Raw genomic sequence first — 21,094 nt, forward strand, 5'->3', positions numbered from 1 at the left:
CAAACATTATGGAAAACCACAACCCATTTAAAGAACTCGAGTCCGATGCTATCTGTCCACCGAATCTAAAAACAGAACTCGTTTCGGAAATCGACTTAATTCGAAATGCTATAACGATTGTTGATCTGTACATCGGCGACTTATTCGATTTGGCATCTGCTTTAATGAATCCACCTTACGTAACCTCTGAAGACCCCAACCTTCCCTTATGAAACAAATTCCTAAACTGGCAGAAGTAGTACAGAATACATTTCAGAATTTAATTAATCAATTCGTCGAATTTGTACCGCGCATATTTGGGTCAATGCTTATCCTGCTTATTGGTATTGGCGTTGCCCGACTAACAGCTTATATTATTCAACGGGTTCTGGGCCGGGTAGGTTTCGATAAAATCGGTAATCGGCTCAATGAAATCAGTATTATAAAACAGCTCAAAACCGAAATCAAGTTAAGCGAAATTATCGCTAAAGTTCTCTACTACTACATTCTTTTGATGTTTATAACAGCCGCCACCGAAACTCTGGGGGTAGCTGCTATTACCGAGATGGTATCGTCGTTGGTGAATTTTATTCCCAAGCTAGTTGTAGCCGCCATTATGTTGCAAGTTGGCGTTTTGCTGGCAGATACATTACGAGGAGCTGTAGTCAGTGTCTGCCAGTCGTTTAATATAGCTTCAGGCAGGCTACTAAGTATGATTGTCTTTGTATTCTTTCTGACAATTACAATCATTAGTGCATTGGGGCAGGCAGGTATCAACACAGAACTTCTTGAATCAAGCTTTAATCTTATTATTGGTGGGGTCATCTTCGCATTTGCCATTGGTTATGGAATTGCCTCACGCGATTTGATGGCAAATATTCTATCCTCTTTTTACACAAAAAACAAGTATAAAGAAGGGCAGATTATCCAGATCGAGGATGCAAAAGGCGAGATCATAAAAATGGATAACCTTTCGCTTACACTCCGCACTGGCGATACAACGACTGTAGTTCCACTCCAGACACTGCAAATGAAAAAAGTAGAAGTGTTTGATACGCCTACAGCAGTATAAGTAGCTGTTACCAAAATCCATCTATGACGTCTGATGGTGGATAACAAAATACGCTATGAAAACAAGTGCGCTAACTGTACTTATAAGCTGGGCTTGCCTGAGTCATACATTGGCCCAGGATGCTCCCAAAACGGTACCATCAGACTCTGTTCGAGTCACAACGAACTTCAAGGATATTGTGGCGGTTAAGCCCGATACATCCTATTGGCAGCGATCCTTTAGTGGAGGGGTCAACTTTAACCAGGCGTCCTTTAGTAACTGGTCTGGAGGGGGCGTTAATTCGATTGCGATTGGTGGTGTTATAGCAGCACGTGCCCTTTATGAAAAAGGAAAAACATCCTGGGATAATACCGCAGATATGCAATTGGGCTATGTTACGCAATTAGGTAATACCCGAAAAGCGGCCGACCAAATTATGATTATTTCGGTAGTGGGCCACAAAATTGCGCCTAAATGGGATCTGTTTGTTTCTGGAACGTTCAATACGTTCTTTGCACCCGGTTATCGCTATGATCAACTTCCTGCCGACCAAACTCGTCTAAAAGTATCTAATTTTTTCGCCCCTGCTCAAATCACGATTGCTGCCGGTTTAGCGTATAAACCCAACGATTGGTTCGCACTCCGAATGAGTCCTATAGCTCCACGCTTTACCTTCTTAGCCGACCAAAGTGTACGAGTACGGCAATTGGCAGATGGTACCTACATTCCTGATGCTACCCAAACCGCTTATGGAGTAGCTCCCGGCAAGAGTAGCCGGACAGAATGGCTGGCCTTTCAGCTTCAGGCTGCGCTGAATAAGAATATAAGCCAAAACGTATCGTTAAATGCACGTTACCAGCTTTTCACACAGTATGCTAGTTTAGATAATATTAATCACCGGCTCGATCTGATTATGACGGCCAAAGCAAGCCGTTATCTGAGTACAACCTTCGGTCTGATTTTACTCTATAATAAAGACTTTAGTTCATCACTACAGGTTCAGCAAACATTGGCAATTGGGCTGTCGTATAATATTAGTTCATTCAGAACGAAAAAAGATCCGGTGAAGGCAACCGACCCACTTCCTGGTAGGTTTTGATCTGAGCTAAATAGTATATACTTTACATACGCGTTCCTTTAAATCGTATGTAAAACTCTTAAAACTTAGCCTTTATGTTAAACGAATTTAAGACGTTTATTGCCCAGGGCAATGTACTTGATTTGGCTGTCGGTGTTATTATTGGTGCTGCCTTCGGTAAAATCACGACCTCGTTGGTAGAGGATATTATCAACCCGATACTGGGTTTAGTACTCGGAGGAATTGATTTCAGCCAGTTAAAGATTGTCTTGAAAGAAGCGGTAGGAACAACTCCCGAAGTTGCCATCCGGTACGGTAATTTCCTGAATACATTTATTCAATTCTTAATTATCGCCTGGGTTGTCTTCTTAATTGTGAAAGTGGCGAATCGCGCCCGGCTTTCAAATTCAATGGCACCGAAAGAATAAATCTTTTTACAAAATTTGCTTGAAAAGCCCCGGCCTATAGTCGGGGCTTCTTCATTTATGCGTTATTTTGCCAATAGTATAGATTTACTATGGCAGTCCATCAACTAGTTATTCTTGGCGGAGGTGAAAGCGGTGTGGGTGCTGCTTTGCTGGCACAAGCTAAGGGTTTTGAGGTCTTTTTATCTGACAAAGGCGCACTAAAAGAAAGCTACCGGGCAACGCTACGGGCAGCTAATATTCCATTTGAAGAAGGAAATCACACGGAAGAACGCATTCTGAGTGCCTCCGAAGTCGTGAAAAGTCCTGGTATCCCAGAGAAGGCGCCGTTAGTTCAAAAACTTCGGGCTCAGGGAACACCTATTATTTCGGAGATCGAATTTGCCGCCCGCTACACCAATGCCAAACTGATTGGCATAACCGGTAGCAATGGCAAAACCACAACAACCTTATTAATCTATCACCTGCTCAAAACGGCAGGACTGAATGTTGGCCTTGCTGGTAATATTGGTGACAGCTTCGCAGAGCAGGTTATCACTAACACATTCGACTATTATGTACTGGAGCTAAGCAGTTTCCAGCTAGATGATATGTACAAGACGCATCTTGATGTAATGGTGTTGTTAAACATCACGCCTGACCATCTTGACCGCTACGAGTACAATTTCCAGAACTACGTAGACTCTAAATTCCGAATTCTGCAAAACGCGAAGCCAACAGATGACTTCATTTATTTTGCAGAAAGTCAGCCTATTCTAGACGAACTGGCCAAGCGAAATCCGGTTGTCAATCAGCTACCGATTTCGTTAGAAAAAGCCCTTTCAACAGGTGGCTATTTAGCCGACGGGCGATTAACAGCCGTCAATAAAGAGCATTCGTTTACAATTGCGCAAACTGAGACTCCTCTGAAGGGGCCACACAATGCAATCAATATGCTGGCGGCAATTTTAGCCGCGCAGTCGGTAGGCGTAACAAACGAGGCTATTACAGAGGGATTAAAAACCTTCCAGAATGCTGCCCATCGACTTGAACCAGCCGGAACAATTAATGATGTTCAGTTCATCAATGATTCGAAGGCAACCAACGTCGATTCTGTTTTCTATGCTTTATCGAGTATGGATGCCCCGACAGTCTGGATAGCTGGTGGTCAGGATAAAGGCAATGACTATAGCCAATTGGATAGCTTAGTTGAAAAAAAAGTAAAAGCGCTGATTTGCCTTGGCATAGATAATCATAAATTAGTTGAGTATTTCGGCTCGAAAGTACCGGTCATTTATGAAACACAGTCAATTACCGATGCAGTTGTAAAAGGCCTTGAACTGGCGAAACCTGGAGAAGTTGTTCTGCTTTCCCCTGCTTGTGCCAGCTTTGATTTATTCAAAAATTACGAAGACCGTGGCAACCAGTTCAAAGCAGCAGTCCAAAATTTAATGTATAATGTATGATATAGGATATATAACTCCTCAACCTACATCATACACCCTACATCATACATCTAAAAAACATGGCCCTCCGCGAGTGGATTCGTACTAACCTCAAAGGCGATCGCCAAATCTGGTGGATCGTTTTGTATCTCTCGATCATGAGTGTTCTGGTTGTTTACAGCGCAACCGGAACAAAGGCATTTCGTGAACTCGACGGAAATACGGAAGTCTTTCTACTTAAGCACGGGTCTCTACTCCTCATCGGATTAGCCTGTACCTACTTTGCCCATAAGATTAACTATGTATACTACGCCCGGCTGTCGAAATATGGACTGTGGTTGTCAGTGCCTTTATTGTTATGGGCTTTTTTCAAAGGGTCTACGTTAAATGATGCCTCTCGCTGGGTAACGATTCCTATTATCAATCAGACGTTCCAGCCATCTGACTTAGCGAAGCTGGCGCTCATCTCTAATTTGGCAGCTATGCTAGCCAAACGTCAACGCTTCATGAATGACCCAACGGTGTTGTTCAACCTGATTCTGTGGATAGGCCTTATTTGCTCGCTCATCATCCTTTCCAATACATCTACGGCTCTCTTGCTGGGGGCAACGTGCTTTCTGCTGATGTATATTGGCCGGGTTCCCGTTCGCTATCTGGGGTATATGATTGCTGTTTGTGTTGTATTTGGCGGCATTGCCTTAGCAGCCGGTGAGCGATTAGGGACGGCAATGAATCGGGTTAAAAGTTTTTCAGACTCCGACACTATTCTTTACCAGGTCGAGCAATCGTACATCGCCCTCGCGAATGGTGGTTTGACTGGTCAGGGCCCTGGAAATAGCCATCAGCGAAACACACTTCCGAACCCATTTTCTGACTTCATTTACGCCATTATTGTCGAAGAATATGGGCTTATACTCGGCGGCATACCCGTAGTGCTGGCCTATTTATGGTTTTTGTGGCGAGGGATGAAAACTCTTCAGAAAGCCACTCGTCCGTTCGGGGGGTTACTCTCAGCAGGACTTACGTTCAGTATTGTGTTTCAGGCCTTTGCCAGTATTTGCGTAGCTATTGGTCTGGCCCCCGTAACAGGGCAGCCACTGCCTTTATTAAGTATGGGGGGAACGTCATTGATATTCACAGGTTTAGCCATAGGTATTGTTCTCAGCGTTAGCCGTGATGAGGCCGATGAAAGTAAAATATAGGGATTTACGGTTTACGATCGGGGCCGCCCGTGCGGTACGAATTACGATGTTTGGTTGCCGTAGGGCAGTCATTATTGAAAACGAATTGAAGCCTGTAAGTAACTTCTATATGCTAAACTTTAACTGGACTGCCTACATAATCGTAAATTAAAAACTGTAAATCAGTATATGAATAGCAGTGAACTGAAACAGCGAACAAAGCGATTTGGGCTAATGGTCATCAATTTAGTTGGTCTTTTACCTAATACAAGTGCTGGCCGAGCCATAGGTAATCAGTTAATTCGTAGTGGAACGGCTATTGGTGCAAATTATAGAGCAGCCTGCCGGGCCAAATCAACTGCTGACTTCATATCAAAAATTGATAATGTTGAAGAAGAAGCCGATGAATCGTGTTATTGGCTTGAATTAATTATGGAGGGAAATATACTCTCTAATGAAGTTATTCAGCCAATTTGGAGTGAAGCAGATCAATTAACAGCCATTTTCACAAAGATTAGTAAAACATCAAAAACCAATAGTCAAAAGTATATAGTTAAAGAGGAAGCATTGGAGTATAGAGTTGGTTTTTCATGAATCATCCTTCTTAAATTCTCGGTTACGATGAACAAATCGTACATCGTAATCCATACATCGTAAATCAATACATGAAAGTTATTATCAGCGGGGGCGGAACCGGCGGACATATTTACCCAGCCATTGCCATTGCTAACGAACTGAAGGCAATAGACCCGACGACGAAAATTCTGTTTGTTGGGGCCGAAGGCAAAATGGAAATGGAAAAAGTGCCTCGCGCAGGGTATGAAATCCTGGGTTTGCCTGTCGTTGGGATAAAACGAGAGCTAACACTGGCCAATCTTGGTTTCCCCTTGAAACTAAGCCGAAGTTTACTTCGAGCACGACAGATTGTCCGTGACTTCCAGCCCGACGTGGCTGTAGGTGTAGGTGGTTATGCCAGTGGACCGCTGTTGCTGGCAGCCTCTCTAAAAGGAATTCCAACGCTCATTCAGGAACAAAACTCCTACGCTGGACTTACTAATAAAGTCTTGGCTCGCTGGGCAAAACGCATTTGCGTTGCCTATCCGGGTATGGATGCCTTCTTTTCGGCGGATAAGATCAAACTAACCGGTAACCCGGTTCGAAGTGATATTCAATTTGCCGATCAGCAAGTGGAGGCTGGCAGGAAATTATTCGATCTTGAGACTAACCGGCCCACGTTATTAATTATAGGGGGTAGTCAGGGAGCCCGAACGCTCAACGAAAGTATCGAAGGCGGACTCTCACGTTTTGTTGAAGCAGGTGTCCAAGTAGTTTGGCAAACGGGTCCAGCTTTCATTGAGCGGGCACGAGCCGCTGTAGCTACCCTTGGTTCGCCATTAATTAAACCCTACGATTTTATTTACGATATGGATAAAGCGTATGCGGTTGCCGACGCTGTCGTTTCTAGAGCTGGAGCGCTATCTGTATCTGAATTATGCCTGGTCGGTCGACCGGCCATATTAGTGCCTTTGCCAACGGCTGCCGAAGATCACCAGACCAAGAATGCCATGAGTTTGGTCGATCATAAAGCCGCTTTGCTGGTCAATGATCGGACTGCTCGTGAGGAACTCGTCACCGCAGCCTTAAATTTGCTGAATGATCCAGTACAACGCCAGCAACTAAGTACCGAAATCAAAACGTTAGCGAAACCCAATGCCGCTCGCGACATTGCAAACGAAGTAATTAAATTAACCAAATAAGGAGAACGGAGGAAAGGGAGGAAGGAGAACAGAGCCTACAAGTTTCTTTCTTCCTTTTCTCCTTCCTCCCTTTCCTTCCTTAACAAATGACATTAGATCAATTTAAATACATTTATTTTCTTGGTATCGGTGGTATCGGCATGAGTGCCCTGGCCCGTTGGTTTCGGGTTAACGGCTACACGGTATCAGGCTACGATAAAACACCAACTGCGCTAACAGACACGTTGGAAGCGGAAGGTATGACGATTCATTTCACGGAAGATGTTGATCAGATACCGGCTGCTTTTCGAGAAAACCCTGCCGAAACGTTAGTCATTTACACCCCTGCCGTTCCTAAAACGCATACCGAGTACATTTACTTGACCGAACAAGGCTTTACCCTCCAAAAACGATCTCAGGTCCTGGGTCTGTTGGCTGGTCAGATGACGACGATTGGCGTAGCCGGAACGCACGGGAAGACAACAACTTCGTCGATGGTTGCGCATATTCTGCGAGATGCGGGGGTAAACTGTGCGGCTTTTCTGGGTGGCATTACGAATAATTACGGCACGAACTTCCTGCTCAACGAGCCTGCCGATGACCTGCGTTCAGTGATTTGTGTGGTTGAAGCCGACGAGTTCGATCGATCATTTCTGACGTTGTTCCCGACTTATGCTATCGTCACCTCAACCGATGCCGATCACCTGGATATCTATGGGGCCCATGATGCCGTGCTCGAATCATTCAGCAAATTCGTCAGCCAGATCGAAACTGATGGCGTTTTGTTTATGAAGCAGGGTTTATCGCTGGCCGACAAAACAAAAGCCGAGGTTCGACAGTATTCTCTCAAAGCGGGTGATTATTACAGCCAGAATCTACGAATCGAACAGGCTACTTTTGTATTCGACCTGGTTCACCCAAACGGAGTTATTGCCGATATCCAACTAATGGTACCCGGATTTCATAATGTTGAAAATGCGGTTGCAGCCGGGGCCGTAGCGCTGAAAGTTGGTGTATCACCCGAGGCTATTCGTTCGGCACTAAGTACCTATAGAGGTGTTCGTCGGCGATTCGAGTATATTGTTAAAACGGACGACGCTGTACTCATCGACGATTATGCGCACCACCCTGCCGAAGTACAGGCATTTTTGTCATCGGTAAAAGCGCTGTATCCAGATCGTGAGTTGACGGCGGTTTTTCAGCCGCATTTATTCAGTCGTACCCGTGATTTTGCCGACGGTTTCGCCGAAAGTTTATCGCTGGCAGATAACGTAATTTTACTGGATATTTATCCAGCTCGCGAATTACCGATGGAAGGTGTCACCTCCGACTTGATTTTTCGGAGCGTACAATCGAAAAGTAAACAAAAATGCACCAAAGCTGAATTACCCGACGTTGTCCGAAAAATGAAGCCTTCTCTGCTTGTAACCATCGGAGCGGGAGATATTGACCAATTGTTGCCAACATTAAAATCTATCGTAACCTACCAATAGATAAAATAACTGAAAAACAATTCATCTTATTTACAGATGTTTTCTACCTTTAAATCATCCAAAAAGTGGTTGTTCGCCTTTGGAGGGCTTTTGAGTCTGTTTGGGCTCATTGCTTTTACCGAGATTCGGCATGGACAGAAGCACGTTAAAGCAGTAGAAATACGGATCAATCAGACTGATGGCTACCGTTTTCTGACTCGCCGAGACGCTATAGGCTACCTGACCAATGAAGGAGCAGATCCAGTTATTGGCAAAGACTATGCCGATGTTGACCTGCGTCGGCTAGAAAAAAGGTTAAAACAACATGGATTAGTAAAAAATTGTCAAATTTCTCGTGACCTAGAGGGTACTTTACTCGTCGTGATTGAACAACCCAGGCCATTGGCTCGGTTAGTAACCAATGGCGATGGAGCGAGGACGGTATCCGGGCAATATGTAAGCGAGGATGGTAATTTTTTCCCGATCTCGATGAATTATTCAGCCCGCGTTCCAATTCTGACCGGCAATTACTTCGCTCAGAACCGTTCGTTGGCTAGTGAACGAAACCAGCCGTTGTTGAATTTGTTAAAACGGATACACGACGATCCATTCTGGCGTGCACAAATTGCTGAATTATCAGTTGATGAACAAGGTGAGGTAATCATGTGGCCGCAGATGGGCAACCATCAGATTGAATTTGGGCCACCTACCGAACTAGATGCGAAGTTTAAGAAATTAAAATTAGTCTATACGGACGTTTTACCAGCCAAAGGATGGGATCGTTATAGCCGGGTAAGCGTTCAGTACCGAAATCAAATAGTTTGCCAATGACATCAACGGGCATGGACGAAAAAATTGTAGTGGGTCTGGACATTGGCAGCACCAAGGTGTGTGCGGTGGCCGGACGGTTGATTCGTAATAATAAAGAACAGGAAACGCTCGAAGTATTGGGCGTTGGCGAGACGAATCTAACCGATGGAGTTGCCAAAGGGTCTGTTGTGAACGTCAATAATACAGTGAATGCTATTAAGCGAGCTGTAGCAGAGGCATCTAACCAATCTAACCTGAACATTCATTTAGTAAATGTCAGTTTCAGTGGTTCACACGTTACGTCGGTGAAATCGAGTGGGAGTATTACCCGTTCGTCATCGGGCGATGAAGTGCAGACTGAAGATATTGATCACCTGCTGAATGACATGTACCGCACGTCCATTCCGGCCGACAAGGAAATTATCCATGTCTTGCCAATGGATTTTGTAGTCGATACGGAGACGAATATCAATCAACCAGTTGGTCGAAACGGCGTCAAACTTGGCGCTGATTTTCAATTAATTACCGCTCAGGCAAACGCAGCCCGAAACATCCGCAAATGTATTACGCGCAACAATTTGGCGCAGGATACAATGATGCTCTCGGCGCTGGCATCTGGCCTGGCCGTTCTGACCGACGAGGAAAAGTATGCTGGCGTTGCGCTGGTCGATATTGGAGGAGGTACTACCGAAATGGCTATCTATTATCGGAATGTCCTTCGCCATGTTGCCGTTTTCCCCTGGGCAGGCAATAGCCTCACGTCTGATATTCAGGCAGGTTGTAAAATTCTGCCGAATCAGGCCGAGTTGCTTAAAAAGAAATTTGGTAGCGCAAATCCCGGCGAATACAATCTGAACGAGGTTGTTGCTGTTCCCGGACTTAGTAATCGCAAGCCGAAAGATGTGCTATTGAAAAATGTAGCCGTCATCATTGAAGATCGGCTCCGTGAAATTGCGGCTTTGGTTCAAGCTGAAATTATTCGGTCGGGTTACGATGGAAAACTGCTGGGCGGTCTGGTACTCACAGGTGGATCGGCCTTGATTCCGGGCGTCGAACATATTTTTGGACGTGTAACGGGAGTTGAAGAAGTGCGGGTAGGTTTTCCGGAACATTTGGAGCCTAACGGCCGTGCTGACCTGGTTGGCGATCCTGCTTATGCTACCGCAGTTGGGCTGGTATGGGCAGGTTACAAGACAATCGACAACCGTATTTCGTTTATCAGTGACCCAAATCGGGCTCATAAGGAAGAAGATCAACCCATTGGCTCAGGCGGTAGAACCGTTTACCCCATTGGCGGAGGTTCGACCGGTAAACCTATTGGCGGAGTTAAGCAGCCAGATCCTGTTGAACCACCCAAAAAGAGTTGGTTCGATAAGCTTATGGAAGCGATTCAACCTTCACGTGGTAACGAAACCGATCCTTATTAGCCAATACCATTAAATCGGCTTATTGATCGGTTTAATGATTATATGCGTATTTTGCAAATGAACAGACACCAGAACCCACACGATGAATAGTCAGGGCTATAGATTCGAAATACCAGACGATAACCCAATCATAATTAAGGTTGTCGGCGTGGGCGGCATGGGAGGGAATGCCGTTAAACACATGGACAAACTGAAGATGAGAGATGTCAGTTTTGCCGTGTGTAACACAGACCGTCAAGCTCTTATGAGTAACCCTGTGCAAACTAAATTGCAATTGGGCGACGGATTGGGGGCAGGTACCGAAGCCAAAGCCGGTGAAGATGCCGCCCGTGCCAGTATCGATGAGATTCGAAACCTCCTGGCTCCACCAACAAAAATGGTCTTCATCACGGCCGGTATGGGTGGTGGTACCGGTACAGGTGCAGCACCCGTAGTGGCCGAAGTAGCGCGTGAAATGGGCCTACTGACCGTAGCCGTTGTAACAGCTCCTTACTGGTATGAAGGTACAGATAAGAAAGAACAGGCTCGGGAAGGGATTGAAAAGCTAAAGAAAAGCTGCGATACCGTACTCGTTGTACTGAACGATAAGCTAGCTGAATTGTACAGTGAATTGACATGGACCGAAGCGTACGCCCATGCCGATGACGTACTGGCCAACGCGGTGAAAAGTATTGCTGAAATCATTACAACCCAGGGTGACATCAACGCTGACTTTGCCGACGTAAAGAAAGTGCTTGAAGGCGCTGGGCAATCGGTGATGGGATCGGCAGAGATTGGTGGCGAAGAGCGTGCGCTTAAAGCCATCGAAGCAGCTCTGAACTCTCCTTTGCTGAATGATCACGACATTCGGGGAGCCAAGCGGATTCTGTTGACTATTTCGTCGAGTACGCAGCATGCCATGAAGCTGAAAGAGCAAATGGCGATTTCGGAACACGTTGCCAAGAAAATTCAGAGTGAGGCCAAGATGTTTAAGTTCGGGGCTATCACGGATGACAATCTTGGTGAAAATCTTCGGGTCACGATTATTGCTGCTGGTTTCGATGGTACGTCTACCTTAATGGATCAGCTGAAGAATCCTGTTGAAACAGACACTGAGCCGGTGGAAGACGACGCCACTGAATCCGACGTCGATACACCACAGGGCGGTCTGGACGAAGATGAAAAGCCAGAAGACTTGGTGCTGGTAGACGCCGATGGCAACGAAACAGATTCGGAGCCTGTTGGTGTAATTGTTAAGCCCGACGATAAACAAACTCCAACTGGTGGCTATACAGGGGGGTCATCTATCGTTCGTCCTGAGCCTCCCGTTTATACAGGGCCATTCAAAGACGATGATCAGGATGTTGATGTACTGGAATTAGACGAACAGGAGCGGCCTAACGATGCTGAGTTGATTCGGAAAACGGTAGACACGTTTGTAAAAGGTCAATACCTGGCGGCTGACCTCGACCGTCCAACGTTCGAGCGCAATAAGACTGTACTCTATTCGCTGCCCTTATTGGCAGAACAAGAGTTCGTACGGTCGAAATTAAATGATTAATCGATCCCTAATTAGGGTCTATTTCTGGCAGAGACTTTCCTAAGTCTCTGCCTTTTTTGTTACGAATGGAACTGACGTATACGGCTGTAAAAAACGCATTACTCGCCTTAGCCCAACCCGAACGAGCTGTTCTGGTCGCTCGTTTTTTCAAAACGGCACCGGGTCAGTATGGTGCAGGGGATCTGTTTCTGGGCCTTTCAATGCCCCAACAGCACGTTGTAGCTAAAGAATATAGAAATCTGCCCCTGAATGAAACCGAACTACTTGTACGCGACCCGTATCATGAATGTCGCATGGTTGGCTTATTGATTTGGGTTAATCAGACAAAAAAGGCGTCTTCCGCTCAGCGATCAGCAATTTTAGACCATTATCTGGCCAATCGACAGTATATCAATAACTGGGATTTGGTCGATGTTACCTGCCCCCACATTGTTGGTCGAGCAGTCATTCAGGGAGACCGCTCAATTCTTTACGACCTCGCGAATCAAAATCACCTCTGGAGCCAACGTATTGCCATCGTTTCTACATTCGCCCTAATCCGATTAGGCCAGTTTGGCGACACCTTCGCCATTGCGGAACTGTTGTTACCTCACAAACACGATTTGATTCATAAAGCAGTAGGTTGGATGCTTCGCGAAGTGGGCAAACGAAACGTAGATGCCCTGGAAGAGTTTCTGCACGATCACGTTCAGCAAATGCCTCGAACAGCGCTCCGATATGCTATCGAACGATTCGAACCCGCTCGTAGACGCTATTATCTGGATTTATAACAACTCAGGTTGAATTAATTCTTACTTACCAACTTCTAAGATAGGCCGGTATTCTGGCTTTAAAGGCTTCCAGACTTGGCCCCTGGCGGTGAATGGTAACTTTGTGTTTCTCAAAACCGAGTATAGGATAAGAGCCTTTTTGTGCAGCCTGTTTAGTGGTTGTAAGAAACAGCTTAACACCACGCGACTTCGCAAAACGTAGCGCCTTATCGAAACTAACAATCGACCCGTCTGGATCTCCACTAACATTACAACTAGTACCTAGAGGTGCATTGTAATTCCTGTCACCCCAGATTTTATCGGGTGGGTAGCCAGCAAAGGATTCTTCGATCTTTATCAATAGGTCAGAATAAGCACCGGCGAGTAACAATCCCTGGTGCGTCCCATTTTTTATTGTTTCAGACTGAAAGGCTTTATCTCTAAACGGAAGCCTGATAAAGGCTCCATTTAAGCGAGCATAATGTTTGGCACTTGTAAAGGCATCGGGCAAATAATCCTTTTGGGCCTGCGCAATAAAATTGTCCAGAGACCCAATAACAGTTCCATAGTTCTTGCCACCCAATCTCGACTTCAAACCATCTAATTGGGCTACACCTTTGCTCGTAGGGGCAGCTAAGAGTGCGAATACGGTAGGAAGTTGAACGAGAATAGGACTCTGATGAATTTCCGATATAGCTAGCGCTGTAGCGGCCTTATCGTTGATTGGTAGAATAGTCATCGTTTTACAGGTGAGAGAAGGTTTTACAACATCCATTAGGGTCGAGCAGTGTTTGCTACACATCTGCCCTTTTGTTGAATCAAAATTACACTACCTAAACCCGCCTGAGTCGAAGACTATATAGTAGGCGTGTTTCACTTTGAACGTGGTGGAAATACACTTATAAACGGCGGATTTATAAAGATTTCTACTTAGAACATCGCTCAATATACCCCTACCCATACCCTATCATTAACGTTGCTGATTACCAGTTAATTAATTCATAGTTTGTTCATTTAGTGATTCTCAAATTTTTGAAAAGTAATAAGTATATTACTACACGTTTCACTTGATTGTCAGGCAATACCTAAACTTCCTCGCACCTATGATTCCACACACTCTTTCTTCCACTGATCCGGCCAATGTTGGATTAACGACCCATCTGCAACCAGTTGCCCAGACTGTCCGTATTCCTACGGTTGATATTCTCCGTGGCGTAGCCTTACTGGGCATCCTCTTGGTATCTATTCCAGGCTTTGGACTAACCGAAGCCAGTGTTCAGGAGCTAATACGTGGGCCACACGGCGGCAATTACTGGTTGAAGACCCTTATTACGTTCTGTTCGAAAATAAAATGCGAGCGCTCTTCTCCATGCTGTTCGGTGCGGGAATCATTCTGTTTCTAGCCAGAAATAGGGCCACTTCAGGCATGGCAGCACCAGAGCTATTTATTCGACGTCAACTTTGGCTGGCTGTATTTGGATTAGTCAATGCGCTTGGTCTGCTGTGGCATAACGACATCCTATTTAGCTATGGCATTGTGGGCATTTTTCTGTTCCCCTTCAAGCGCCTTTCCCCAAAAACAATATTGCTGTGTGCAGTTGTCGCGGGTCTTATTTACAGTGGAAAGAATTACTGGAATTTCGCCGAACAGAAGCAGAAATATGAAAAGTATCAGCAAGTGGTTGCGGTTGAAAAAAAGGTTAAAGCAGCCAAGCCTGCGGCCAAAAAAGTAAAACTGACCGACGAACAAAAAGAGGATAAGGAGACCTGGGAAGGTATCGTCAAGAGCAAAAAGTACGACAAAAAAGCCGACAAGGTGAATGTCCTGGCTATGCGTTCCGACTATAGTACGGTCTGGAATCATCAATTGCCCAAAGCGCAACAAATGGAAGCCCCTTTCTTCTACCGATTTGGACTTTGGGATATTGCGTCAATGATGTTGCTGGGCATGGCCTTATTTAAATGGGGCTTTTTTTCAAATCAGCTCACGACCGGACAATACACCTTGTTAGCAATTGGAGGTTTGCTTATTGGTCAAACGATAGCCTGGCTTTCGCTTCCTTCTCACGAACTGGCCATAACCGACTACAGCAAATTTATTAGCACCAGTATAGTACCGCTTAGCGATCTGCTGATGCCGTTTGAACGAGCCTTCTCGGGTATTGGCTGGGCTAGCCTGGTTTTACTGCTGTATCGATCAGGAGTAGCGCAGTGGCTTTGGAAATCGTTGGCGGCAGTGGGGCAAATGGCCTTCACCAACTACCTCATGCAGTCGGTGTTGTGTACGCTATTTTTTTACGGCTATGGCCTCGGCTATTACGGCGATCTGAAGTTCTATCAGCTCTACTTTGTCGTCGCCGAAGTTTGGTTGATCCAACTGGTCTTCAGTACAGTCTGGTTGCATTTCTTTCGATTCGGCCCATTGGAATGGCTCTGGCGTTCACTGACTTATGGTGAGCAGCAACCCATGCGATTAACGCAACCATCTCCAGCCCCAACGCCTGTTTTGCTTTGATACATAACCTTCCACCCAAACTAAGTCATGGAAACAAATCCAATCTCACTCATACCTGCCGACACTACGGCCCCAATCTACGCTGATACTGTACTGTCGGAACGCAATCAGGAAATAAACGAACGAGCTCCACAACCCGTAGCAAAAGCCGATCGTATTCAAACGATCGATCTGATTCGGGGATTTGCCTTATTAGGAATCCTGATGATGAACATCCCAGGCTTCGGCTTTTTATGGACCACCCTCAGAACAGTACTCAGCAAACCAGAAGGCCCCGATTTTTACGCCTTTACCATTGTAGGTGTTGCCTTTGAAGGCACTATGCGGGGTTTATTTTCGATGCTGTTCGGCGCGGGCATGGTCTTGTTCACTCAAAATAAGCAAGAATCAGAAAATGGTCCTACAGTAGCGGAATACTACTATCGTCGTTTGTTATGGTTGGTTTTATTCGGTGTTTTTAACGCCTATATCTTACTCTGGTTTGGCGACATTCTGTTCTTCTACGGACTGTGTGGCATGCTACTCTATCCCTTCCGCCGAACAAAAGCAGCGTGGTTAATTGGCTTGGCTATTGCCTGTCTGGGTATAAACACGATCCGCACTGAACTATGGTATAGCGAGTTACGCTCAAATCGGTCGGGTTACCTGGAAGCGGTGGCTTTAGAGAAAGTCCATAAAAAGCCAACAGAGAAACAGAAAGAAGCAAAGGCCGCCTGGGAAAAATTCGAGAAGAATACGAAACGCGATCCTAAAAAAGAGGCTAAAGAGCTAAAAGCAATGCGGGGTGATTATGGCACTGTCTTCGCCCATTTACTTCCTCGCAACAGTGACGACGAGATATATGGCACCTACTTCGGAGGCTGGGATATGCTGTTGATGATGTTTGTCGGTATGGCTCTGTTGCAATGGGGATTTTTCGCGAATAAGCTCCCTACATCGACCTATCTCTTAACGCTCCTGATTGGCTATGGTATAGGATTGCCGATAAGCTGGTTCTATGTAAAATCGGAAGTAACATGGCTGGTCCATCCTACTCAGGTAGTTGACAACTTCCGAACAATACCTTTTCAGGTTTACGACGTTCGCAGAATCCTGCTGGCGCTTGGCCACGCTAGTTTGTTGATACTGATTTACCGATCGAATGTGGTGCCCTGGCTAATGAAATCCCTGACGGCCGTGGGGCAAATGGCTTTTACCAATTACCTCATGCAATCCATTATCTGCACCCTTTTCTTTTATGGATACGGCCTGGGGTATTACGGAAAACTCGCTTATCACCAGTTGTATTATGTCGTGGCTTGTGTCTGGCTATTTCAGTTGATTATCTCCCCTATCTGGCTGAATTATTTCCGATTTGGGCCATTTGAGTGGGTATGGCGTAGTTTGACATACTGGAAAGCGCAGCCTATGCGCCGGACGCTGACAACTGATTAATTACCTCTTCGCTAAAGGTATAAAAACAAACAGGCTCCAATGTGGCAATACATTGGAGCCTGTTCTATATGCACTGGATGCTCGGTTTACTAGCGCATCATTTTGTTCATTTTACCGGATGCCTGCATGGTGTTCATTTTCTTCATCATCTTCCGCATCTCGTCAAACTGTTTCAGCAGGTTATTCACTTGCTGAATGTTGGTACCACTACCCGCTGCGATACGTTTTTTACGGCTCCCGTCGATGATATCAGGGCGGCTACGCTCCTTGGGTGTCATCGAACTGATAATGGCTTCAATGGGCTTAAACGAATCGTTATCGATATCTAAGTCCTTGATCATTTTGCCCATACCTGGAATCATACCGAGCAGATCTTTAACGTTACCCATCTTTTTGATCTGCTGCAACTGCGATAGGAAGTCGTCGAAGTCGAACTGATTCTTCCGCATCTTGGCGTTGATGCGCTTAGCTTCGTCTTCGTCAAACGCCTGCTGCGCCCGCTCTACCAGCGAAATTACGTCACCCATTCCCAGAATCCGACTAGCCATCCGATCTGGATAGAACACGTCGAGGGCTTCCATTTTCTCGCCCGTACTGATGAACTTGATGGGTTTGTTAACAACCGTTTTGATAGATAACGCGGCTCCACCTCGTGCGTCACCATCGAGCTTGGTTAACACAACGCCATCGAAATTAAGGCGTTCGTTAAACGTTCTCGCGGTATTGACAGCATCCTGCCCCGTCATAGAGTCAACCACGAACAGAGTTTCGGTTGGGTTAATCGCGCGTTTAACGGCTTCGATTTCCTGCATCATCGCTTCATCGACAGCCAAACGGCCAGCCGTATCGATAATCACGATTTTCTTGCCCGTTTTGCGCGCCTGGTCGATCCCGTTCTTGGCAATACTAACCGCGTCTTTGTTTTCGGGTTCGGCATGTACGTCTACGCCAACCTGCTCGCCCAGCACTTTCAACTGGTCAATAGCCGCCGGGCGATAGATGTCTGCCGCAACAAGCAGCACATTTCGTCCTTGCTTTTTCAGGTAGGCTGCCAACTTACCCGAAAAGGTTGTTTTACCAGACCCTTGCAACCCTGCGATCAGAATAACCGCCGGATCGCCTTTGATATTGATTCCCTGGGCTTCGCCACCCATCAAGTCCGTCAGTTCTTCCTGAACGATTTTGACGAATAATTGGCCCGGTTCAACAGAAATAAGCACCTTTCGGTCAAGCGCTTTGTCGCGAATGCGGTCGGTGATTTCTTTGGCAACTTTATAGTTTACGTCGGCATCGGTCAACGCGCGACGGACTTCTTTGATGGTTGCGGCAACGTTGATTTCGGTAATGCGGCCCTGCCCTTTAAGGGTTTTAATGGCCTTATTTAGCTTATCCTGAAGATTCTCGAACATGCGTTTTAGACTTCGTTCCGGTCAATACCGGCCTGTTTTAAAATGGTATAAAATGTACCTTTTGCCATATCCCGATTACCATGAATGGGTACAGGAATAGTGCGATTTAGTTCCTCGTTAAAGTATATGTGATGGCTGCCTTTGATACGCTGTAATTCCCAGCCACGTTCCTTCAACAAATTAATCAAGCGTTTCGGGGAGTAATCCATTAGAAATTTAAGCAGCCTGATCGGTCAGAGGGGCTACTGGAAGATTGATCGAATACTCAAACGTTTCACTATCATCATCAATCGGTATTCCCTTTTCTGCATATACTTCCAAACAGCCCTCTGCAGCTTCACGAGCCATTGCAATTGCTTCCTCAATAGTTTCTCCCCATGTTACACAGCCTGGAATCGATGGAACTATTGCGGTATAAACACCTTCTGGCTCTTTGCGTAATAAAACTCGATATGTGGCTTGCTTCATAGCTTTATTGACCATCTTGTGGCAAAGATAACAGTTTCCAACGGTCAATAATTGCCAAATAGTGAACAAGGTTGTGAAGGCTTATAAACACACTAAAAAAATACTGTTTTTTGGTGCCTACGCAAAACAATATTTTTTTGGCATTATAGTTGATAAGGAATAGAAGGAAGCAAAACTTTTCACTTTAATTCAACTTTATGAGGCAATAGTACTATTCTATGGTTATATTAGCGATGAATGCATCCTCTTTGTAAGATTTGCTGAATGACCCGACAGTAATTCTAAAACCAACTACCTCATGAGAACTATTTTGATGAAAAAAGCAGCAGGCTACGTAGCTACCGCTTCCTTAGTCGCCTGTCCATTTGTGGCATCAGTTACTGTCGCAATGCCTTCACAAGCTGCATTCACGACAACCTCAATCTTCAGCAAAGAACCTGTAAAGACAACCAACGATCCGGTTTTGGCTCGCAATACAACCGCTAAACCAGAAACGCCAGCCACGACGGCACCAGCCAAAGAGCAGGATAAAAAAACGATTGGCCGATGCTGGAAACGGTTAATGACGATGGTTCGGGAGGTGAGCCATGCTCATAAAGCCAAGAAATAAAGTTACTCTGTGATTTTCCTTCGTAGATTCAAACGGTAAACTTATAGCGAAGCAACGGCGGACTGTTCCAAAGACAGTCCGGCTTGTTTTATAAACGTATTAAGCAACTGTTGATAAGCCAGAATCTGTTCTGAACGGTGCGCTTCACTCCAATCCAATTCAGCCGCCATTAATTCGGCAATCTGGGGAGCTAGTTGAGCCGTTAGCTGCCAGTTCGAAAGCTCTAGTCGCCAGCGTCGGGCCAACACATCGCGTAACGTAACCGCCATTTCTTCCCGTACCTGATACACAACTTCTGCCTTCAGAAAAGGTTGGCTATCAATTAGCTTTTCAGCCAGAACCGATTGCTGCGTTAATTTCGCAACTGCTTCAGCACGGTTTCCATACGTACGCATCAGATGCTGACAGCTATCGGCCGGAAGACCATATTGGGTTTGTAACCGTTGCCAATCATCGAAACGATAGTTTTCTCCCCCAATCAAGTAGTGATTTTCGGTCGTACTCTTAACAGGTTTATTCAGGAATTCGCCAACACGGTCAACAGCATCTTGCGCCATAACCCGGTAGGTCGTCCATTTACCGCCCAATAAACTTAATAAGCCTGATTCTGGATCGTGCTCTACTTCATGATCGCGAAGCAGTGTTTTGGTATCTGCCCGGCTACTCACAATCAACGGACGAATACCGCCAAAGCCAGCCTGTATCTCCGAACGATTCGGCGATTTAGCTAAATAAGGGCGCACCGTCTCGATCAGGTAATCGACCTCATCGGGCTCCAGCATGGGTTCCAGGCTCAGATCTTCGTAATCGTTATCCGTGGTGCCCACAAACACTTTATCGCCAAATGGAATCGCAAAGACAACCCGGCCATCGGCAGTTTTGGGAATGAGTATAGCATAGTCGCTACCTAATGTTTCGCGAGGCAATACAATATGAACGCCCTTACTCGGCCGGATACGTTGGTCGATTGCTGGATTTGCCAACAAGCGAAGTGCATCAGAATAGGGTCCAGTGCAATTCAGAAATACTGTGGCTTTTACGTCAATTGTTTCGCCCGTGAGTTGATCTTGTACCGTAGCACTTTTAAGCTGGCCATTTTCCCGTGTAAAACCAGTTACGGCCGCATAATTTACCACAGCCGTTCCGGCCTCTTCGGCTGAGTGAGCTAACGCAAGTGCATAACGGGCGTCGTTGAACTGTCCATCGTAATACAAAACGGCACTGTGCATCTGGCGCGTTAGCATTGGACTTTTGGCTAAAGCCTCTGCCTGATTGAGCCAGCTTCCTTTGGGAAAGGAATCATGCCCAGCAATCATGTCGTAAAGAGTCAGCCCAACGGTCATGTAAAGCCCCTCGAACCAACTGAATACCGGCGTAAGAATAGCCAGAGGATGAGCTAAATGCGGAGCGTTTCGAATAACCGTCCGGCGTTCGGCCAAGCCGTGACGTACTTGTCGAAGCTGAGCCAGATCAAGCTTTTTAATCGCCTGCTCCAGATAGCGAACGCCCCCATGAATCAGTTTGGTAGAACGGGAAGAGGTTTCACTGGCAAAATCACCCCGGTCGATCAGCGCGACTCGGTAGCCACGCAGGGCGGCATCTAAAGCAGCACCGGCACCACTGGCACCTGCACCGATGATACAAACATCAAATGATTCCTGTTGTAGCCGCTCCCAATTTGCGTTCCGATTCATAGGTATTCAGACCAATAGTACCTGTCAATTCCCTGACGTATAGTAATCAGGTAACGGCAGAAGCCAGGCAATTAGTTGCCGCACTATCTTTA

Annotated in this window: 22 protein-coding genes; 17 read left to right on the forward strand and 5 right to left on the reverse strand. The window is 45.9% G+C overall.

The genetic code is table 11. The features are described 5' to 3' along the window. Nucleotides 1–8: 8 nt before the first annotated feature. From H3H32_RS27265 to H3H32_RS27325, 13 genes are all read left to right on the forward strand, one after another. Entirely contained in the window at nucleotides 9–212 is a 204-nt protein-coding gene (locus H3H32_RS27265; protein ID WP_182458905.1) for a hypothetical protein, read from the forward strand. Beyond that, a complete protein-coding gene (locus H3H32_RS27270; protein ID WP_182458906.1) occupies nucleotides 209–1,051 on the forward strand; it encodes a mechanosensitive ion channel family protein in 843 nt (280 codons plus the stop codon). The genes H3H32_RS27265 and H3H32_RS27270 overlap by 4 nt, the downstream gene beginning before the upstream one ends. 55 nt (nucleotides 1,052–1,106) lie before the next feature. Then, entirely contained in the window at nucleotides 1,107–2,129 is a 1,023-nt protein-coding gene (locus H3H32_RS27275) for a DUF3078 domain-containing protein (protein WP_182458907.1), read from the forward strand. Nucleotides 2,130–2,203: 74 nt separating this feature from the next. Beyond that, on the forward strand, nucleotides 2,204–2,536 hold the full coding sequence (gene mscL, locus H3H32_RS27280; RefSeq protein ID WP_182458908.1) for a large-conductance mechanosensitive channel protein MscL: 333 nt from the start codon (nucleotides 2,204–2,206) through the stop codon (nucleotides 2,534–2,536). An 89-nt stretch (nucleotides 2,537–2,625) separates the two neighbouring features. Beyond that, entirely contained in the window at nucleotides 2,626–3,978 is a 1,353-nt protein-coding gene (gene murD / locus H3H32_RS27285) for a UDP-N-acetylmuramoyl-L-alanine--D-glutamate ligase (protein ID WP_182458909.1), read from the forward strand. A 59-nt stretch (nucleotides 3,979–4,037) separates the two neighbouring features. Then, entirely contained in the window at nucleotides 4,038–5,159 is a 1,122-nt protein-coding gene (locus H3H32_RS27290; protein ID WP_182458910.1) for an FtsW/RodA/SpoVE family cell cycle protein, read from the forward strand. 168 nt (nucleotides 5,160–5,327) lie between these two features. Beyond that, complete coding sequence (locus tag H3H32_RS27295) at nucleotides 5,328–5,732, forward strand: four helix bundle protein (protein ID WP_182458911.1); 405 nt, start codon at nucleotides 5,328–5,330, stop codon at nucleotides 5,730–5,732. Between the two features lie 71 nt (nucleotides 5,733–5,803). Continuing rightward, nucleotides 5,804–6,895 (forward strand): undecaprenyldiphospho-muramoylpentapeptide beta-N-acetylglucosaminyltransferase, encoded by a 1,092-nt coding sequence (gene murG, locus H3H32_RS27300; RefSeq protein WP_182458912.1) that lies wholly within the window; start codon nucleotides 5,804–5,806, stop codon nucleotides 6,893–6,895. Between the two features lie 86 nt (nucleotides 6,896–6,981). Beyond that, nucleotides 6,982–8,367 carry a UDP-N-acetylmuramate--L-alanine ligase gene (gene murC / locus H3H32_RS27305; RefSeq protein WP_182458913.1) on the forward strand — a complete coding sequence of 462 codons (1,386 nt, stop codon included), beginning with the start codon at nucleotides 6,982–6,984 and terminating at the stop codon, nucleotides 8,365–8,367. Nucleotides 8,368–8,403: 36 nt separating this feature from the next. Beyond that, complete coding sequence (locus H3H32_RS27310; RefSeq protein ID WP_182458914.1) at nucleotides 8,404–9,177, forward strand: cell division protein FtsQ/DivIB; 774 nt, start codon at nucleotides 8,404–8,406, stop codon at nucleotides 9,175–9,177. Nucleotides 9,178–9,188: 11 nt separating this feature from the next. Continuing rightward, entirely contained in the window at nucleotides 9,189–10,583 is a 1,395-nt protein-coding gene (ftsA, locus tag H3H32_RS27315) for a cell division protein FtsA (protein WP_240543504.1), read from the forward strand. An 82-nt stretch (nucleotides 10,584–10,665) separates the two neighbouring features. Beyond that, a complete protein-coding gene (ftsZ, locus tag H3H32_RS27320) occupies nucleotides 10,666–12,123 on the forward strand; it encodes a cell division protein FtsZ (RefSeq protein ID WP_182458916.1) in 1,458 nt (485 codons plus the stop codon). A 65-nt stretch (nucleotides 12,124–12,188) separates the two neighbouring features. Continuing rightward, nucleotides 12,189–12,893, forward strand: coding sequence for a DNA alkylation repair protein (locus H3H32_RS27325; RefSeq protein WP_182458917.1), 705 nt, complete (start codon nucleotides 12,189–12,191; stop codon nucleotides 12,891–12,893). A 25-nt stretch (nucleotides 12,894–12,918) separates the two neighbouring features. Here the strand turns inward: H3H32_RS27325 and H3H32_RS27330 are convergent, their stop codons facing one another. Beyond that, on the reverse strand, nucleotides 12,919–13,611 hold the full coding sequence (locus tag H3H32_RS27330) for a hypothetical protein (protein WP_182458918.1): 693 nt from the start codon (nucleotides 13,609–13,611) through the stop codon (nucleotides 12,919–12,921). A 364-nt stretch (nucleotides 13,612–13,975) separates the two neighbouring features. Here H3H32_RS27330 and H3H32_RS27335 point away from each other — a divergent pair, with 364 nt between their 5' ends. From H3H32_RS27335 to H3H32_RS27345, 3 genes are read left to right on the forward strand one after another with little or no spacing between them, the layout of a single operon-like run. Then, a complete protein-coding gene (locus H3H32_RS27335) occupies nucleotides 13,976–14,275 on the forward strand; it encodes a hypothetical protein (protein WP_182458919.1) in 300 nt (99 codons plus the stop codon). Then, nucleotides 14,224–15,387 carry a DUF418 domain-containing protein gene (locus H3H32_RS27340; RefSeq protein ID WP_182458920.1) on the forward strand — a complete coding sequence of 388 codons (1,164 nt, stop codon included), beginning with the start codon at nucleotides 14,224–14,226 and terminating at the stop codon, nucleotides 15,385–15,387. The genes H3H32_RS27335 and H3H32_RS27340 overlap by 52 nt, the downstream gene beginning before the upstream one ends. A gap of 27 nt (nucleotides 15,388–15,414) precedes the next feature. Then, nucleotides 15,415–16,821, forward strand: a complete 1,407-nt coding sequence (locus H3H32_RS27345) for a DUF418 domain-containing protein (protein WP_182458921.1) — start codon at nucleotides 15,415–15,417, stop codon at nucleotides 16,819–16,821. 89 nt (nucleotides 16,822–16,910) lie between these two features. On the opposite strand, the gene ffh is transcribed toward H3H32_RS27345, so the two are convergent. The 3 genes from ffh to H3H32_RS27360 are packed head-to-tail and all read right to left on the reverse strand — an operon-like array spanning nucleotide 16,911 to nucleotide 18,767. Then, nucleotides 16,911–18,230, reverse strand: a complete 1,320-nt coding sequence (ffh, locus tag H3H32_RS27350; RefSeq protein ID WP_182458922.1) for a signal recognition particle protein — start codon at nucleotides 18,228–18,230, stop codon at nucleotides 16,911–16,913. Nucleotides 18,231–18,235: 5 nt separating this feature from the next. Continuing rightward, nucleotides 18,236–18,439: a type II toxin-antitoxin system HicA family toxin gene (locus H3H32_RS27355; protein WP_182458923.1), complete on the reverse strand. Its 204-nt coding sequence runs from the start codon at nucleotides 18,437–18,439 to the stop codon at nucleotides 18,236–18,238. A 7-nt stretch (nucleotides 18,440–18,446) separates the two neighbouring features. Next, nucleotides 18,447–18,767 (reverse strand): type II toxin-antitoxin system HicB family antitoxin, encoded by a 321-nt coding sequence (locus H3H32_RS27360; protein ID WP_240543505.1) that lies wholly within the window; start codon nucleotides 18,765–18,767, stop codon nucleotides 18,447–18,449. Between the two features lie 229 nt (nucleotides 18,768–18,996). Between H3H32_RS27360 and H3H32_RS27365 the strand changes: the two genes are divergently transcribed. Next, nucleotides 18,997–19,308, forward strand: coding sequence for a hypothetical protein (locus tag H3H32_RS27365; protein ID WP_182458924.1), 312 nt, complete (start codon nucleotides 18,997–18,999; stop codon nucleotides 19,306–19,308). Between the two features lie 41 nt (nucleotides 19,309–19,349). Here the strand turns inward: H3H32_RS27365 and H3H32_RS27370 are convergent, their stop codons facing one another. Next, nucleotides 19,350–21,002 (reverse strand): glycerol-3-phosphate dehydrogenase/oxidase, encoded by a 1,653-nt coding sequence (locus H3H32_RS27370; RefSeq protein ID WP_182458925.1) that lies wholly within the window; start codon nucleotides 21,000–21,002, stop codon nucleotides 19,350–19,352. Nucleotides 21,003–21,094 lie beyond the last annotated feature (92 nt).

The sequence above is a fragment of the Spirosoma foliorum genome, from assembly GCF_014117325.1.
Lineage (GTDB): Bacteria > Bacteroidota > Bacteroidia > Cytophagales > Spirosomataceae > Spirosoma > Spirosoma foliorum.